Consider the following 17027-nt stretch of genomic DNA (forward strand, 5'->3'; position numbering starts at 1 on the left):
GCTGCTGTAACGAGACCTGATCATGGACGACCGCCAACACGCCTTCCTGGCCCGCCAACCTTCTGCTGCCCTGAAAACCCGCGACGCCTTCTGGGGCATGCCCAAGCGTGGCCTGGCGTTCCTGCTGGCCAACGTCATGTTCTGGCAACCGATGTGGGCCCAGGCGGGCGGCATTGTGGTCAGCGCCCCGGGCACCAGCCTCGGCCAGGCCGGCAACGGCGTGCCGGTGGTCAACATCGCCAAGCCCAACGGCAGCGGGCTGTCGCATAACCAGTTCAAGGACTACAACGTCGGCAGCAACGGCGTGATCCTCAACAACGCCACCAACCCGGCCCAGGCCACGCAGCTGGGCGGGATCATCCTCGGCAACCCGAACCTCCAGGGCACGGCCGCCACCACCATCCTCAACGAAGTCAACGGCGGCAACCCCAGCCAACTGCGCGGCTACACCGAAGTGGCAGGGCAGTCGGCCCACGTCATCGTCGCCAACCCTTATGGCATCAGCTGTAACGGCTGCGGTTTCATCAATACCCCAAAGGCGACCCTGACCACGGGCAAGCCGATCATCGAAAACGGCCAGGTGGGGCGCTATCAGGTGGACCAGGGCAGCGTCGCCATCGAAGGCGCAGGCCTGAACGCGAACAACGTCGACCGCTTCGAAATCATCACCCGCAGCGCCAAGATCAACGCTGAGATTCAGGCGAAAAACCTGACCATCGTGGCCGGGCGCAATGACGTCAATGCAGGCACCCTGAATGCCACCGCCCGCGCCGACGACGGCAGTGCCAAACCTGAATTGGCCATCGATTCCTCGGCCTTGGGTGGTATGTACGCCGGGGCGATCAAGCTGGTGGGTACCGAGGCCGGAGTCGGGGTGAAGCTGGACGGCAAGATGGTCGCCAGTGGGGGGGATATTCAGCTGGATGCCAATGGGCATTTGAGTTTGGCGCAGACGGCCGCCGCCGGTGCTGTCGACATCGCGGCCAAAAGCCTGGAAACCCGTGGCCAGGTGTACGCTGGTAGCCGCTTGGACGTTAAGACCCAGGGCGACCTGACCAGCCAGAAAAACCTGGTGGCCCGCGACAGCATTCACCTGGACAGCGGCGGTACGCTCAGCAACAACGGCATCATCGAAGCCGGCGTCAACGCCGATAACAGCCGCAATACCACGGGCGATGTCTCCCTCACGGCCAAGCAACTGAACAACGGCGGCAAAACCGTTATTGCCAGTCGCGACCTGAACGTCACGACCAGCGCTGCGCTGAACAACCAGGGCGGTACGCTCAGTGGCCAGCGCAAGACCACCGTCACCGGTAACGTGGTGGATAACCGCAATAAAGGCCGCATTCTCGGCAACACCGAACTGCACCTGACCGCCGATCAGGTCCTCAACAGCCAGGGCGGCCTGATCAATAGCCAGGGCCTGCTGACGGCCAACCTGGGCCACCTGGAAAACAATGCCGGTGAATTATCGAGCCTGAACAGCGCGACGCTGATCCTCGGCAGCCTGGACAACCTGACCGGCCTGGTCATGACCGGTAAAAACCTCGACATCACCAGCACCGGCGCGATCAAGAACCAGGGCGGTGAATTGTCCAGCCAGGGCGTTGTGACCGTGCGCACCGCCAGCCTGGACAACAGCAACAAAGGTACTGTCGCCGCCAATGGCAAGTTGCTGGTCAGTGCCAGCGACTCGGTGAAAAACGCCGAAAAGGGCCTGATCGCCAGCCGTGAAGGCGCGCTCGAACTCGATGCCGCCAGCCTGAACAACGCCAAGGGCACGTTGCAAGGCAAGGGCCTGGTGACCGTGGATGTCGCAGGTGATATCGATAACCAGGGTGGCAGCATCATCGCCCAGGACGCCAAGCTGAGTGTCTTCGCGATCAACCTGGACAACCGCGGCGGCGTGCTGTCCAGCGTCAAGGCCGCGCTGGAGGCGCGGGCCACGGGTGTGCTGAAAAACGGCTATGACGTGAACCGTCGGGGCGGCACGATCCAGGCCCAAGGACTCAGTATCCAAGCCTTGGCTGGGCTGTTCAACGACGGCGGGCGCATCGCTGCACAAGCCGGCGATGTCGTGATCACCAACGCGGGTGCGGATATCAACAATCGCAACGGTGGGATATACGCCACGGGCAAGGTCCAGGTCATTGGTCGGGACATGGACAACAGCGGCGGCGGGCAGGTCAGCGCCAGTCGCATCGACTTTGACCTTTCGGGCGCGCTGAACAACAACGCGGGCATCATCGAAAGCCAGGACAGCCTGGATATTCTGGCCGCGAGCCTGAGCAACCAGAAGGGCCAACTGCGCACCCTGGGCAAGAACAGCACCACCGTGTTCGACATCGGTGGCCTGTTCGATAACAACGACGGCACCCTGGAAACCGCCAGCCAAAATGTGGGCCTGGACACCGGCAGCATTCAGAACGCGGGTGGCAAGCTGTTGCACACCGGCCTGGGAGTGTTCGGTATCAGCCAGGCCAACCTGGGCCAGGCGGGCGGGCAGTTGGTGACCTACGGCAACCTGACGGTGACGGCTGATCGCTGGACCAACAGCACGGCGATCCAGGCCGGGCACCTGGTCGTGGATGTCGACCAGTTGACCCAGACCGCCACCGGCCAGTTGCTCAGTAGCGATAGTATGGTGGGCCGTGGCAGCAATTGGCGCGTCGACGGCCTGATCGGCAGCGATGGGGCCATCGACCTGCAACTGACCGGCGCCTATGCCAGCAACGGTCGCTTGAGCAGTCTCGGTGCCCTGGGCCTCAAGGCCGCGCTGATCAATCTGGAGCAAAACGGCAGTATCGCCGGCGGCGGCCGCACAACCGTCGTGGTCGATGGCGTCCTCAACAGCTACGGTCGCCTGAGCTCGGCGGCGGACATGAACGTCACTGCCGCCACGATCAACAACTACGGCACCCTCGGCAGTGCCGGCGCGCTCGGCGTATCGACCGGCGACCTGCTCAACGAGCACGGATTGATTTTCAGCGGCGGCAATACCAGCCTGCGCGTCAATAGCCTGACCAACCGCTATGCCGATATCTACAGCCTGGGCGATCTGAGCATCGATCGCGACGGCCTCGGCACTCGTGCCAACCGAATCCTCAACAGCTCCGGCTCGCTGCAGAGCGATGGCAGCATGCGCCTGGCGGCCAGCACGATCGACAACGTCCGTGAGGTCTTGACCGCCCACGACGCGGGCATCTACACCGCCTCGATCAGGGAAGTGGCCTGCATCGAAGGGGTCAACGCCGGCGACTGCAGCGGTGGCAAGGAGAACCACGTCTGGCAGATCATTCAGCGCGACAAGTTCGAAGTCACCGCGGCCAGTGCCGCCTCCAGCATCACCACCGGCGGTAACCTGGATATCCAGGGCGACACCCTGACCAACCGGAGCAGCAGCATCGGCGTCGGCGGCGCATTGACCGCCAACCTCGTTAGCCTGGACAACATCGGCATCGAGACCGGCGAGACCGAAACCTCGCGCACCTTCATGTCCGAGCGCACGCGCAGCCCAGGTGGCTGGCGCGCCGCCGCCAATGACTTCACCAACAAATACTGGTTGCAGAGCCCAGGCTACAACGCCAATGACCTGGGTGGCCTCGAGGCAGCGATGAGCCGCTTCATCGGCATGACCGAACGTGAGCTCCCGCAGTTCCGCACCCAGGCAAGTACTACCGATAACCAGACCTACGCCGCGATTATCCAGGCCGGTGGCGCAGTCGATGTCCGCACCTCGGGTAACACCGACAACAGCGTCGTGCGTGGCGGCTACAACTATGTCGGTGCCGGCCCGCGCACCGACACCCAGGCCGACAACGCCTTCTCGACCCGCATCAGCGTCAATCGGCAGCTACCCCCGAACCTGACCCAGCAACAGGTCGATCCGCTGGCCTTGCCGGGTTTTGATTTGCCCACCGGGCAAAACGGCCTGTTCCGCATGAGCGGCGAAGGCTCGACCACGCCGACCCAAGGCTCAGGCCTGACCCAAGTACGCGGCCTGCCGGACCGCTCGTTCCAGGCCAACCCGCAAAAATACCTGATCGAGACCAATCCGGCGCTGACCGACATGCGCCGCTTCATGAGCTCGGACTACCTGCTGACGAACCTGGGCTACGACCCCGACATCGCCGCCAAGCGCCTGGGTGACGGCTTCTACGAACAACGCCTGATCCAACAAGCCGTGATCGCCCGCACCGGCCAGCGCTTCCTCGACGGCCAGACCTCCGACGACGGCATGTTCAAGTACCTGATGAACAACGCCATCGCCAGCAAGGACACGCTGAACCTGTCCTTGGGTGTCAGCCTAACCGCCGAACAAGTCGCGGCCCTGACCCATGACATCGTCTGGATGGAAACCCGCACGGTGAACAACGAGCAGGTGCTTGTGCCGGTGCTCTACCTGGCCCAGGCCAACAACCGCCTCGCGGCCAATGGTGCGTTGATTCAGGGCGCCGACATCAGCCTGATCACGGGTCAAAACCTGAACAATGCGGGCACCTTGCGGGCGTCCAGCAACCTGAGGGCTTCGGCTGGCGACAGCTTGGTCAACAGCGGGCTGATGGAGGCGGGTGGTCGGCTGGATGCGTTGGCGAGTAATAACCTGACTAACAGGGCGGGTGGGGTTATTGCTGGACGGGATGTCAGTGTTGTGGCGGTGGCCGGTGATTTGACCAACGAACGAACCATCACCACCCATGCCAGCAGCACCGGCTCCAAGACCGAGCGACGTGATTTTGCCGACAGCGCGGCGCGGATTGAGGCGAGTCATGATCTGAGCGCGGGCGCTGGGCGGGATATCGCCAATGTTGGTGGTGTGCTCAAGAGTGGCAACGACACGAACTTGCAGGCGATGCGTGATGTGAACCTCACCTCCGCCAAGCAGGTGGACAGCCATACGCAGGGCAGCAAACACCGGGACCAGACCATTACCCAGAATGGTTCCAGCGTGACGGCTGACCGCGAGCTGAAGGTCACGGCCGGGCAGGACCTGAGGGTCGTTGCCAGCAACGTCATCGCCCAGACCCGCCTGGCGCTGACAGCCGGGCGCGATATCGCCATCGAGTCCGCAGCCAACGAAAGCCATCGCGCGTCCCAAAGCAAAAAAGTCAAAAGCAGCAGCGATCTGGTTCGCCAGCAGTCATCGCTTGTCCAGTCGGGAGGCGACCTCAGCGCCAAGGCGGGACAAGACCTGAGCCTGGTGGCCAGCCAGATGAAAGGCGCCAAGAATGTTGCCCTCGATGCCACGCGCGATATCAATTTGTTGTCCGCGACGGACGAAGCCGCGGAGTTCTACTCGAAGAAAAGCAAAGGCTCCTTTGGCCGCAGTAAAAGCGAACAACGGGAAAGCTACCACAGCACCAACATCGCATCCGTGGTGGAGGCGGGGCAGGACCTGACGGTCAATACCAGCCAAGCCGCCGGTGGCGGTGTCACGCTGGATGGCGGTCGTAACGTCACCGTGATCGGCAGTCAGTTGAAGGCCGGCAATGACTTGGTCGTCGGTGCCACGGGTGATGTGGCAGTGCTATCGGGTGTCGAGGAGCATGGCTCCTACAGCAAGAAAACCAAATCGGGTTTCCTCGGCTTGTCCAAGAGCGGCAAGAGCGAATTGAAGACTACGGCCTCCCAGGTAGCCAGTGAGCTAGAGGCCGGCAACGACGTGGTGATCGCGGCAGGCAACGACTTGCGCGTGCGGGCCAGTGAGACCACTGCTGGCAATGATGTGGAACTGCGTGCGGGTCTGGTCAAGGACAGTGGCGACATTAACCTCGTCTCGGCCAACGATACGGCTTATAGCCGGAGTGAGGAGTACAAGAAGAAAAACGGGTTATCGGTGTCGGGTGGTTTCCTCTCGATCTCCTCGGCCAAGGAAGCGGGCCGGCAAGCGCAAAGCAGTACCAGCGTGGGCAGCCAGGTTTCCGCTGATCGCGATGCGACCCTGCAGGCAGAACGCGATATCAACCTGATCGGCAGCGGCATCGATGCCGGGCGCAACGTCAGCTTGAATGCCGGACGCGACGTAAATGTGCTGGCTGCGCAGAACAGCCGTTCCGAGCAGGACTGGGAAAAGAACAAACAAGCCGGGATCGGTGTGTCTTCGGATGCCAACGGCATCAGTTTCTTCGCCGGTGCGGACCGTACCAAAGAGAAAAACCGGCTGGAGCAGCAAACCGCTGCTGCCAGCCAGATCAGTGCAGGACAGGACGTTGCCGTCAACGCTGTGCGGGACATCAACCAGGTCGGTTCAGATCTGCGCGCCACCCGTGATATTGACCTCACGGCCGGCCACAACATTAGCATCGATGCGGCACGCGAAACCCAACGGATCGAGCAGGAGCGCGAAGCCAGTCGTAATGGCCTTGGCATTTCGTTCAATCATAACTATGGCAACACCAAGGATGCGGTCAGCGGCGCGGGTAAAGGGGAGAACGGCGTCAGCAAGGGTTCCAGCACCCTTAAAGGTATTGATGCCGTCGCCCAATTCGTCAACGGACCGACCGTTGACGTCAAGTTCGGCAACAGCACGCAAACCAGCAGCCAGCAGGTCATTGAGCAGACCAACCGCGCGTCGACATTCGATGCGGGCAACGACCTTAATCTCAATGCCGGCAACGACGTCACGGTCAAAGGTGGTCAGCTAAAGGCCGGGCGAGACATCAACGTCAAAGGGCGCGACGTAGCGCTGGATGTGGCAAAGGGCAGTGTCACCCAGGAAAGCAGCGAGCGCCAAAGCTGGAGTGGGATTCATGGTGGCACCAGTGGCGGCTTCAAATTGGGGGTGGGCGGCAGTTACGGGATAGCCACGGAGGATGGCGTCTATGGCAGTTCCACTGCCACCCAGGTTGCCGCTGGGCGGGATTTCAACGTGGATGCCAGCCATGACATCAACCTGATAGGAACGCAGGTCAAGGCTGGGCGAGATATCGCGCTCGATGCGGGTAATGAGCTGAATATTCGCTCGGCGCAGAACGACAGCAACAGTGAAAAAAACCGCCACAACGGTGGTGGCGAGGCCGGCCTGACGTTCGGCTCCCAAGGCGTAGGCGTCTACGTCAGCGTGAACATCGGTAAGGGTGATCTAGAGCGTGAAGGCGAGCGTCAGCAAGACGCTTACCTTTACGCAGGTAATCGCCTGGGCTTCACAAGCGGCAAGGACACCAACATCAGCGGTGGCACCCTGCGCGGCGATGAGGTCGTTGGCCGTGTTGGCGGTGACCTGAACGTTTCCTCGGCCCCTGATACAGGCACGGTCAAAGGCAAGGAGTTCGACCTCAGCGTTACCGCTACCTTTGGTCCTGGCGCCGGCGTCAGCGGCTCGGTGGGGTATGGGAAAACGACCGGTGAGACCCATTGGGTTGGACAACAAACCAGCATTACCGGCAAAAACAAAGTCGACATCCGCACCGAGGATCACACCCAACTGGATGGCGCCTTGATCGCCGCCGATAACGGCAACCTCAAACTGGACACCAAAACCCTGGGCTTCAGCGACATCGCCGGTAAGGACAAGGAGCACGGCTACTACCTGAATGTCGGTGGCAGCTATTCCCAAGGTGGCGGCGGCGCCCAGGACAGCAGCCAGGTTGGCAAAGGCGAAAAAGATAAAAACGGCTGGAGTGTCAGCGGCTGGGAGTACGAAAAGGATCGTCAACAGATCGTCCGGGCGACCGTTGGGGCCGGCGATGTGGTGGTGCGTAATGACGCTCAGACCGGGGCTGATTCGACGGTTGGACTCAACCGGGATGTGGGTAAGGCTTACGAGATCACCAAGGATGAAGAGTCTCGGACCGATCTGTATGTCACCAAGTCCTCGGTGGGCGCCGTGATGGATACCTCCGGGACGGTGGAGGCTTGGAAAAACAGCATCAAAAGCTATCCCGATAGCAGCTTGAAGGCGTATGAGGATGCACTCAAGTTGGTTAATGGGCCGGTCCAGGCCACCAAGCAGATCTGGACCAACATTCAGGCGCAGCGGGTTTCGATTGATGAGGTGCCTGCTGCGGCGAGAGCTGCGCTGGGGGATGAGGTTGCGCTGAATATTGCGAAGAATCTTGTTCGCAATGGCAAGGATGCTGGGGATATCAAGGATCTGGAGCCTGAGGATGTAGCTGCTATCCAAGTCTTCGCGAAGAGATTTGAAGAGTTTGCCAAGCTGCAAGAAAGTTGCGATGCCAAGGGGGGCTGTGTATCAAATGATTCGGAGAAAAAGCCTCGTACTCTTGCTTGGTATACGGATACCGATGGCACCTTAAAGTGGAGAAAGGTCGAAGACGTTCGTGTGGACACGCCGGGCAGAAAGCTGCTGCAAGAAACTGCGCGATTGCAGACATACTTGGACGGTCTTCCAGTAGAACAAGCTCAGCTCCTGGGCTTGGGGATTCAGGCCGTCATGGGACCTGCCAAAATGGCGGTTGGTCTCGCCGGGAACGTGGTGGTCGACAAGCTGTTTGGCGACAAAATAGCTGCGGCAAAAGATTCAATATCGAAATCGATTGCCAGTGAACTCAGTGACAAAGATAAGGCTGACCTGGAGATTAGCGATAATCTCTTCAAGGTTCGCCACGAGCAAGGCCGCGATAAACAATCTGGAGATGTGTACGTTCGTGGCGCAACGACGCTGCTGAATATCGCTTTGGGGACCGTCGGGAACGCGGTGGGATCTGGGGCGGGTAAGGTTATCGGTATTGTTGGTAAGGGGCCTTCGGAGGGTATAGCGAAGGGCGCTGATGGGCTGGAGATTGATCCGAAGCATCCTGATTGGGCCAAGGAGTTTGGGGATACGCCGTCGAAGGGGTGGGTGGAGGCGGGTGGGGCAAAAGGGCTAGACCTAGCTCTGCCCTATGACCAAAGGCTACTTTCAGGAATGCCTGGTCAAGTAACTGGTGGTAGCTCAACAAAGCTAGGGCAGAATCTGAACCAAGCAATGGGGAGAAATCGCACCGACTCGTGGGCTGGTTACCAGGCTCAACACCTGATTCCTTCGGAGTTAAAAAATCATCCCGTTCTGAAGAAGGTGGGTATTGATCTGGATGACTCCTCTAATGGCATATTTTTGCCGGCAAGCAAAGCTAAGCCAGAAGGCGCCATAAGCGGTATGCCGAGACATACAGGTAGCCATCCAAACTATACTGAGGCTGTACGCAAAAGCTTGAATGGGATGGACCGAAATCTACCCGTGGAACAGTTGCAAAAACAGGTTTTCGACTTGCAAGTCCGGTTGAGAAATGTTACCGAGTCGGGGATGCCGGTCCGTAATGTAGACGGTGCTAAGACGGATGTATGGTTGAAATGGATAAGAAAGTAGACTTAGGTGAGAACACCAATCTGGTAAATGAAGTTGTTGACTTTATAAATAGTGGGTTGCTTTTGAATCCTATTAATCAGGTTATTTCGGAAGAAAACGAAATTACTGATCTTGATGTGGCTAAAAGGTTTGCTTGGGATGATGTCTATGGGGAGGAGTCTTTAACTTGGGCTGATTTAAGGTCAGAGAAAATGAGTGAGGTTTGGAATGTGGTTTATGGGGGAGGTGAGAAATATGCTGAGATGGATATTAAGCTGTCCGAACTTTTGGATGAGTTAAGCGAATCAGTTAAAAAGCAACTCCCTCCAAAGCATAAAGAGCTATTGGATGATGTCGTCTCAGATCTAAAGTGCTGTCTGTATAGTCGAGCTTTTCAAGGTAAGACGAATGAATTTTTTGAGGAGATGTTTTCTATCTATTTAGGAGGTGGGTGGCCGTGTGGCTGGGTAGGTGACTGGTCTAGAGGTCGTCTACTTGTCTATCGTGACGGTGCAACGAGCGAAAAGGGGACAGATTTTATTTTGTGAGGCGCAGGGACCGAGAAGAAAGCGAAAAGGGGACCGAAAAGGGGACGGGCCGAAAAGCAGCGAAAAGGACAGCGAAAAGGGGACAGATTTATTTTATGAGGTCAGAGGGAGTGGGTTTGTTGGCTTACTCGGTGTTTTAAAATAAATCTGTCCCCTTTCTCTTATTGGTGGAGAAGCCATAGGAGGTGGGATGTGAGTCTGAGTGATCCTAGTTGCTTCAGTGATGAGCTGATGGCATTCGTTATCACCTGTCTCTTTTGTGGGGCTATAAGCAGGGATGAGCTTAATTTTTGGTGCGGTCAAGCTTTGGCGCTGAATAACGCTCCAGTATTTTTATATGAGTTAATGGATTTCCATGATGAAATTTTCAAGGTCTATAAGGTAATTGGCTATGTCCCCCATTGGGAGCATGCGGAAGATGACGAACATGCTTTGTATGGTATTGCTGTTCGTCGAGGGTTTGAGCCTTATGACATGCCTTTAACGTCAGATGAAGCGCTTGCGCGTCTCGATGCGTCGCCAAATGTTGAGCGGCTGTTTAGTCAGGTTTTTGACTTTATCAAGATGTAGCAGGTGCAAAAGGGCATCGAAAAGGGGACAGATTTATTTTATGAGATGCAGAGCGAGCAGGCTTGTTGGCTTGTTCGGTGTTCTAAAATAGATCTGTCCCCTTTTTCCTAGCTGGCCGAGCTCTTCAGAAACACGGTAGCCGTGAAGGCAGTGCGTTCCCAAGCGTTAAAGGAAGTCCCTCCGAAATTAAAGCTCAAGGTCAAAAAATAGCTGATGAAATTCTGAGCAATCCTGCGACAACTGTAGCCTATAAGGATACGGGGAGATTTGGAAAGGTAATGGATGTAATCGCTCCCGACGGTCGGGGGCTACGTTATGATGCTAATGGGAAATTTATTGGTCTATTGGAGCCACCAAAACCATGAGTCATTTATCTTCAATGATAGCTAGCCCGCCAGATCGTGAAAATTTGGTATTTGAAATATGGGCGGGAACTGACCAGCTGGCTGAAGTAACCTGTGAGCCTGGCAGATCAGTTGAGATCGAAATTTACCCCCCTGTTAAAGGCGGGAGTTGGAGTTTTGAGTTAGCAGAGTTCATGACCCTTTTGAATCAGGCGGCTAAGCATTTGAATCATGATTAAAAAGTACGTGAAAAAGGGGGCTGAAAAAGAGGGCAGATTTATTTGTCCTCTAGATTATTTAAATAAATCCCCTTTCTTTGCTGTGATGGGGCTGTGTTTTCAGTCGGTGGGTATGTAACGAAAAGCGAAAAGGGGACATAAGCGAAAAGGTAAGCGAAAAGGGGGCAGATTTATTTTATGAGATGCAGAGCGAGCAGGCTTGTTGGCTTGTTCGGTGTTCTAAAATAGATCTGTCCCCTTTTTCGTTTTTCGCTGAGTTGACCTATACTATCGATGGTAAAACTCGAACGGTCTCCTTTGAAAATGAAGCTGGTAAAATTCCAGAGGTGAGTAATGGTTACTAAAGATTTAGAAATTGTGAAGGAAATATTTTCTTTAATTGATTCTGGAATAGTTTTGGGTTATGACTCTTTCTGTTGTGAGGTTGAGGTGGGTGAAGGGTACATGGAGTCGGTGCTGACTGTTGAGAAGGATGGTGTTGAAGTAACCGATGCTGATACTGATTTTAATAGCTCCAAACTATATAGGTTGATAAAGGAATTGAAGGCAGAGGGCAAGGCTCGAGGTGAGGAATGGCTTTCTTTTTCAATATCCTATCGACGTGAGGGTGAGGTGAAAACGAAGTTTAATTACTGACGTTCAAATGCACAGTGCCGCGAAAAGGGGATTTATTTTATAAGGTGAAGAGAGTCGATTCATTGGCTTGCTCGGTGTTCTAAAATAAATCCCCCTTTTCCCCCTTTTCCCCTCTACCAAAACTCTACTGCTGTAGAGGTGCCGCGAGATGTACATATTGCAGGCCTACGTATGGCGGAAAAAGTAAGGAAAAGGGGACAGATTTATTTTATGAGATGCAGAGTGTCCCCTTTTTTTGATCGGGGTGCCGAGGTCTTGGGAACCGTGATCGATTCCGGTCGTGGCGAAGGCATGGTTGTGTTGGCGCTGTTTGAGGAGATTTTGGCGCAATTGTGGCGCAGTTCTTGACGAACTGCGCCACAGCTCATCGCAGCAGATGGACTACGTTATGGCCACAAATAAAACCAATGCTACCCCGCTTAAATGGGTGGCATTGGGTTACCGACCAACCTAGCAGATTGACTCCCCAGCGCTTCCAATCCTTCACCACATCATCGATGACAGCAGTGGCAGTGTCTCTAACGGATCGTGAAACGGGCGACCCCAAAGGTCGCCCGTTTTCATTTACTCAGCCGCCTGCGCCCGCAACCGCCTCCCAATCACATCCATCACATCACACCCATCACGCAGCGATATCGTCAGCATTTTGCAAAGGTCGGAGAGCACCAGCGTGTCGGAGCTGATTTCCGAGCGGAATGCGATGTTTTCCAGCAGTTGAGTCACGGTACGGATGCGGTAGTCGGCGGTTTCGAAGAGGACGTCGAGCGGGGCTTCGGTGTCGATGAGCAGGGTGGCGGGGATGCAATCGATGCCGGTGATGGGCATGTATCGTTTCATCGGTAGTACCTCATTCAATTGAAAGGAGCTACCTCGTTAATCGAGTCGCCAAACCCGAGTCGCCATTAGGACGACGACGGAATATAGGCCGCCTTGTCCGGGTGCTACAAGACGCCGCTTTCCGAGCTTGATGTAGGACGTTTAGCCTGTCTGTGGTGGTATTCGTTACGTGGGGTTGGGCTGTCGGCGGCGGCGAGGTGTTTGCTTCCGTTTGGGTGCGGAGCGTTCATAGAGGGGGGCTGCTGCGCAGCCCAGCGGGAGCAAGCTCCCTCGCCATAGGGGATTTGTACAGCCTTTAGGTGGGTGAGTTGTCCTGAGGGGCGCCGTCGTTGATCTTCTGCTAGAAATCTGTAATTCGGAACAAGGCCGGGGTACCTCGTTTTCCGTCTCAACATCCTCTTCAGCAAGGCTCTTTTTTGTGCTTCCCTTATGGCCACTTTTCTCTTTCGCAGCCTGCCCAGCGCTCGCCCACTTCGGACTCACAAACCGTGCACAACCCCACCCGCAACGCGCTGACCACCCAGCTCGCCACCCACCCCGATGACATCACCACACGTGCCGCGCTTTACCGCGATCTGCTCGACACCGCCGAGGTTTCATTGGACAGCGTACGCCTCGCCGCAGGCCTGTGCGATCCGGCCGCTAACGTCGTGATTGCTCAGTTGAACACCACGGCACATGCCAACCGCCCCGGACCATTGCTGGCGCAGCTTCGCAACCTGCCGGTCGATCATCTGGAGTTGGATAACGCCGAGCCGGCGTGGTGCGACGCTCTGGCGGGGCTGCCTTTACGCACGCTGGTGCTCAACAGCCCACGTTTCAGCTGCGATCAAAGTGTATGGAAACGTTTCCCAGACCTCGCTCTCGAGAACCTGGAAATCAGCGGATTCTCCCGAGACGATAACGCCACCAGCCTGCCTTCCCTCGAACGGCTGCGCCGGCTGAAGTTAAGCACCTACGGTGAAGACTTCGACGACAAAATCCTTCAACACCTCGGCAATAGTCCGCTGCAGGAGTTGTCGTTGAACCGTTGCGATGACGTCACCGATGATGGCCTTCTCGGGCTGTCAAACCTCAAGTTGCGGTCACTCACGCTGGAACGCGTCGGCGAGCTGACGTCCCGTGGGATGGCGCACTTAGGCAGTCACCCCCTTGAGCAATTGTCCCTCGGTTGGAGCAGCGCAATCCTGAAGGACCCTGCATGGCTCTCACACCTGAGCGCGTTGCGCTCCCTGAGCCTGGATCAATGTTACGCAACAGACGCCACGCTGCACGCCCTTGCGGGTCTGCCCATCGAACGGCTTTCGCTTCCCTCTTCGTATGTTTGCGAGGACGACCTTGAGATATTGGAAGGCATGCCACTCGCCGACCTGAATCTCAAATCTTCACGTCAAACAATTGAGCGGCTCGATGTGCTGCACGGGTTTCCACTCAAGCGCCTGGGGCTCTCCGATGTGCAAGGCATCAATGCAGATACGTTGAGTGATCTGCGCGGTTTGGAGTTGGAGTCTCTGGACCTGTCATTGAACGACATCACTTGGAAGGCGTTGAAGCAACTCGCTGGCCTGCCACTGAAGCGGCTGAGTCTCAGCTTCTGTTGCGGCGTGGATGGCAAGGTTCTGCGCAAGCTCGTCGAGTTGGGCTTGCCGTTGGAGCAACTTGAAATAAGCGGCCTGGATCTGCGCGATGCCGACCTGGCCTGCCTGCGCGATCTGTCGCTGCGGCGCCTGGGTTTGTATGACAGCCCTTGGCTCACCGACGCCGGAGTGGCCCACCTTGTTCGGCTGCCGTTGAGTGATCTGACGATCTCGGCAGATCCAGGTGAATCGCGGATTACCTCAGCCGCAGTGCCGGTGTTGGAGCAATTGCCACTGCACACATTGGCATTGCTGAACTGTTCCGGGATCAGTGCCGAGGGTTGGGATCGGCTGGCCAGGTTGCCGGCTCGCGTCAGCGGCCCGGGTATTTGATGCTCGCCGCAGTCTTGCTCTGTAGATTCAAACCCGTGGGAGCAAGTTGTGCTCCCACGGGTTTACGCCGTTCGATGACTGACTCGCATCAAGCCGAGCCCCATCGTGAGCGACTAGCTCTTCACCAGTTGTAACTTAACTTCGCGGTCACTTCGCGGCCCGGGTTGTAGTAGTTCGCGGTCCCCGAGCCCACCACGTGCTGCTCATCCAGCAGGTTACTGACGTTAACCGCCAGGTCAGTGCCTTTGAAGAGTTTGTAGTTGAAGGCCGCATCGAAGAGCGTCGTGCCATCGCTGGTGCCGGTGTTGGCCGCGTCGAAGTAATAGGAGCCCACATAACGTGCACCCAGGCCAACGCTGACATCGGTGTCGGGGATGTTGTAATAGCTCCACAGCGACGCGGAGTGTTTGGGGGCCGTGGCGAACTCATTACCTTTGAGTGAGCTGCCGTCGTACAAAGTACCGCGCAACACTTCGGACTCCATGTAGGAGTAGCCACCCACCAGGCTCAGGTTGGGGGTCAGCTCAGCCTTGGCTTCCAGGTCCAGGCCGCGTACCCGTGATTCGCCAACGGTTTGTTGCTCGATGACACCGCTGGGCAGTACGACGGCGATGCTGACATTTTCCTGGGTCAGGTCGTAGACGGCCGCCGAGAACAGCGCGTCCATACCGATGGGCGCATATTTCACCCCCACTTCGTATTGCGTGCCCGTCTTCGGAATTACACCTACCGTTGGTGGCGAGACCGACTCGACCATGCTGACGTAGGTGGAGACTTCGTCGTTGACGATATAGGTCAGTGCGCCGCGATAGGACGTTTCGGAGAAGTTATCCGACGCTTTTACGTTGTTGATGTCGGTACTGGACAGATCCAGCGAGTCGTTGCGCACACCGGCGGTGACGATAAAGCGCTCATAGAAGGACAGGTTCTGCTGCAGGAACACGGCCTTGGTTTTCGTGTCGAGCTTGTCGTTGCTATAGGGCGCTACGCCGCTGGGTACACCCGTGAACACGGGGTTGGCCAGGTCGATGGAGCCTGTCGTGGCATATACGGAGCGTTCCTCGGTTGAAGAGTCGCCGTACTCCACGCCTACCAACGTACTGCTGTCGATGTTTTCGAAGCGGGCATCGTATTGCAGCATCAAGTTGCCGTTCAGTTGCTCGGCGTCGCTGTCAGTGCCAAAGATGTAACGCGGGACCGTGGTGCCAGTGCGGGCAGGGGAGTCGCTGAGGAACACATAGCCGAAATCATCGGTCAGTTCGCTGTAGCGCAGGTTGCTGCGCAATACGAAGCCATTGTCGAAATCATGGCTGAAGGTGCCGCTGATGTTGGTGCGTTCGACATCGTGGAAATTGTAGCTGGGCTCGCCGTAGAACTTGTCACGGTCGTATTCCTTGTCCAGCGGGTAACCGCCGCTGTTGGGCGAACTTTGGGTTTTCAGATAGTCCACGATCACCGAGGCCGAGGTGAAGTCCGTGGGTGACCAGGTCAGGCCGCCCATCAAGAACTTGTTGTCGTCCCGTGAGTGGTCGTACTCGCGATCGCTGTCTTGCATCTTTGCCGTGAAGCGACCGGCTACGGTTTTTTCTTCGTTCAGCGAGTCCCCGACATCGATGCCGGTTTCGACATGGTCGAAAGAACCGTAGGTGACGTAGCCCTGGCCGAACTTGTCGAAGCGTGGCTTTTTGCTGACAAAGTTCACCGAGCCGCCCGGGTCGGCCGGGCCGAACAATGTGGAGTTGGCCCCGCGGATCACCTCAACGCGCTCATAGGCGAAAGGTTCTTCGCGCACGCCGCGCATCGAGCCCAGGGTCAGGCCGTCCCGATAGGTCGTGGCCTGGAAGCCGCGGATCTGGAAGTAATCGTTGCGGTCGTCAGTGCCGTAATAGTCGGTAATGACCCCCGGCGTGTATTGCAGCAGTTCTTCGGTCGTGCTCACGCTGCGTTGCTTCATTTCCTTGTCGGTCACCACGGAAACCGAGGCGGGCGTATTGAGGATGCTGGTGGCCACCTTACCGCCGACCCAGAGTTCCTGGGCCACCACCGAGTTGCTGTCCTCGGTGCCGTCGATCCTGGCCTTGGCGTTGACGAGAATAGGCGCAAGGCGATACTCCTCGAGGTCGGCATCCGCCTTGGGTTGCGGCGTCAGCAAGTAAGCGTTCGGGCCTTGCTGCTGTATGGCGATGTCGCTCCCCTGCAACAGCGACGACAGCGCTTCGGACGTATCGAGTGTGCCGCTCACGCCCCGGGTATTGCGGTTCGCTACGCTTGAAGCGTCGAAGGAAAGGCTGATACCCGCCTCGCGGGCAAAGCGGTCAAGCGCCGGTGCCAGGGGACCGGCGGGAATGTTCCACTGGTGCACCGGGTGGGTCTGCTCAACAGTCGAGGGCTGCGCCAGGGTGGGTAGCGCATAGCTGCTGACGATGACGCCGAAGACCGCACCGTGTATGGCACGATTCAGTAGATGACGCTGGGGAACCGGGGACGCACTCATTGACTCGCTCCGTGAAAGGGGATCGGCAGATCGGCCTGTAGGTCGGCCTTTTCTTACATGCCGAACGAGAATGAGAAATCACCTCATTTTTATTTGAGGTTGG

The 17027-nt window shown here is 57.3% G+C and carries 8 protein-coding genes; 6 read left to right on the forward strand and 2 right to left on the reverse strand.

The genetic code is table 11. The features are described from left to right. The first annotated feature begins 22 nt into the window (after positions 1-22). From ACZ5M5_RS03975 to ACZ5M5_RS03995, 5 genes are all read left to right on the forward strand, one after another. Positions 23-9307, forward strand: coding sequence for a hemagglutinin repeat-containing protein (locus ACZ5M5_RS03975; protein WP_464738625.1), 9285 nt, complete (start codon positions 23-25; stop codon positions 9305-9307). Continuing rightward, entirely contained in the window at positions 9292-9834 is a 543-nt protein-coding gene (locus ACZ5M5_RS03980) for a hypothetical protein (protein ID WP_256587162.1), read from the forward strand. The genes ACZ5M5_RS03975 and ACZ5M5_RS03980 overlap by 16 nt, the downstream gene beginning before the upstream one ends. 192 nt (positions 9835-10026) lie before the next feature. Then, on the forward strand, positions 10027-10404 hold the full coding sequence (locus tag ACZ5M5_RS03985; RefSeq protein WP_256587161.1) for a hypothetical protein: 378 nt from the start codon (positions 10027-10029) through the stop codon (positions 10402-10404). A 361-nt stretch (positions 10405-10765) separates the two neighbouring features. Beyond that, complete coding sequence (locus ACZ5M5_RS03990) at positions 10766-10987, forward strand: hypothetical protein (RefSeq protein WP_218276793.1); 222 nt, start codon at positions 10766-10768, stop codon at positions 10985-10987. A 333-nt stretch (positions 10988-11320) separates the two neighbouring features. Beyond that, positions 11321-11623: a hypothetical protein gene (locus tag ACZ5M5_RS03995; RefSeq protein ID WP_464738626.1), complete on the forward strand. Its 303-nt coding sequence runs from the start codon at positions 11321-11323 to the stop codon at positions 11621-11623. Between the two features lie 564 nt (positions 11624-12187). Here ACZ5M5_RS03995 and ACZ5M5_RS04000 read toward each other — a convergent pair. Continuing rightward, positions 12188-12460 (reverse strand): hypothetical protein, encoded by a 273-nt coding sequence (locus tag ACZ5M5_RS04000; RefSeq protein ID WP_092146193.1) that lies wholly within the window; start codon positions 12458-12460, stop codon positions 12188-12190. Between the two features lie 488 nt (positions 12461-12948). Between ACZ5M5_RS04000 and ACZ5M5_RS04005 the strand changes: the two genes are divergently transcribed. Continuing rightward, positions 12949-14430 carry a hypothetical protein gene (locus tag ACZ5M5_RS04005; RefSeq protein ID WP_103308902.1) on the forward strand — a complete coding sequence of 494 codons (1482 nt, stop codon included), beginning with the start codon at positions 12949-12951 and terminating at the stop codon, positions 14428-14430. A gap of 121 nt (positions 14431-14551) precedes the next feature. Here the strand turns inward: ACZ5M5_RS04005 and ACZ5M5_RS04010 are convergent, their stop codons facing one another. Beyond that, positions 14552-16924, reverse strand: coding sequence for a TonB-dependent siderophore receptor (locus ACZ5M5_RS04010; protein WP_464738627.1), 2373 nt, complete (start codon positions 16922-16924; stop codon positions 14552-14554). Positions 16925-17027 lie beyond the last annotated feature (103 nt).

It is taken from the genome of Pseudomonas sp. Van50 (genome assembly GCF_055390755.1).